The sequence below is a fragment of the Mesorhizobium sp. M1329 genome, from assembly GCF_040318035.1.
GTDB lineage: Bacteria > Pseudomonadota > Alphaproteobacteria > Rhizobiales > Rhizobiaceae > Mesorhizobium.
In genome coordinates, this window is record NZ_JAMYLN010000089.1 from 1 (window position 1) to 1,087 (window position 1,087).

Sequence of the window (1,087 nt, forward strand, 5' to 3'; positions counted from 1 at the left end):
TCTTTTTATCGAGCCGGTGAAACATTTCTCATGGATCGCAGTTCTTGGATCCAGAGGAGTTGAATAAGGGCAACCTATTGCACGCGAGGAGCACGGACGGCACAACTATAAATACGCTCTGTATAGAATACTTCGCAACCGGAAGCTCTCGCTCGTCTTGGTTGCCGCCGAAGCTTGTTTGAAAGACGGCGGTCGCCGCCGAAAAGATTTTCTAAATGAAAATAGCCCAGATCGCGCCGCTAACCGAATCCGTGCCGCCCCGAACCTACGGTGGAACCGAGCGAATTGTTTCGTATCTGACCGAAGAACTTGTCCGACAGGGCCACGAGGTGACGCTGTTCGCCAGCGCCGATTCTCGTACCTCAGCTGAGCTGGTGCCGTGTTGCGACGTCGCGCTGCGCCTGAACCCCAGGGTCCAGGACGGTGGTCCGCACCACGTCATGATGCTTGAACGGGTGCGCCGGCGAGCCGATGAATTCGACGTTTTACATTTCCACGTCGATGTTCTGCACTTCCCCATAATTCGGGATTTTGCCAGTCGAACGGTTACCACGCTTCACGGCAGGCTCGACCTGCCCGATCTGGCGCAGCTTTATGCAATGTTCGACGACGTTCCCCTGGTCTCGATTTCCTTCGACCAGCGCCGGCCCATGCCGCCCGTCAATTGGGTTGGAACCGTGCATCATGGCCTGCCCCGCGATCTTCTGCCATTCCACCCGAACACCTCTGGCTATCTTGCGTTTCTCGGTCGCATCTCGCCGGAAAAGGGGCCGGAAGCGGCCATAGAAATAGCAGCGCGGGCCGGGTTTCCTCTGAAAATCGCCGCCAAGATCGACAAGGTGGACCAGTCGTTCTGGAAGGAAAGGGTCGAGCCGCAAGTGCTGCGGCATTCGAACGTGGAGTTCATTGGCGAGATCGATGAGCGGCAAAAGGCGGATTTTCTGGGCAATGCGATAGCGCTTTTGTTTCCAATCGACTGGCCGGAACCCTTCGGGCTCGTAACGATCGAAGCAATGGCCTGCGGTACGCCGGTGGTTGCGTTCCGGCGTGGCGCCGTCCCGGAGATCATCGATGACGGTGTGTCCGG

Annotated in this window: 1 protein-coding gene; it reads left to right on the forward strand. The window is 57.6% G+C overall.

What is annotated here, in order from left to right:
- Positions 1-215 precede the first annotated feature (215 nt).
- Positions 216-1,087: glycosyltransferase family 4 protein (locus NKH21_RS32680; protein ID WP_352870023.1), on the forward strand; the 872-nt coding region annotated here is incomplete at its 3' end.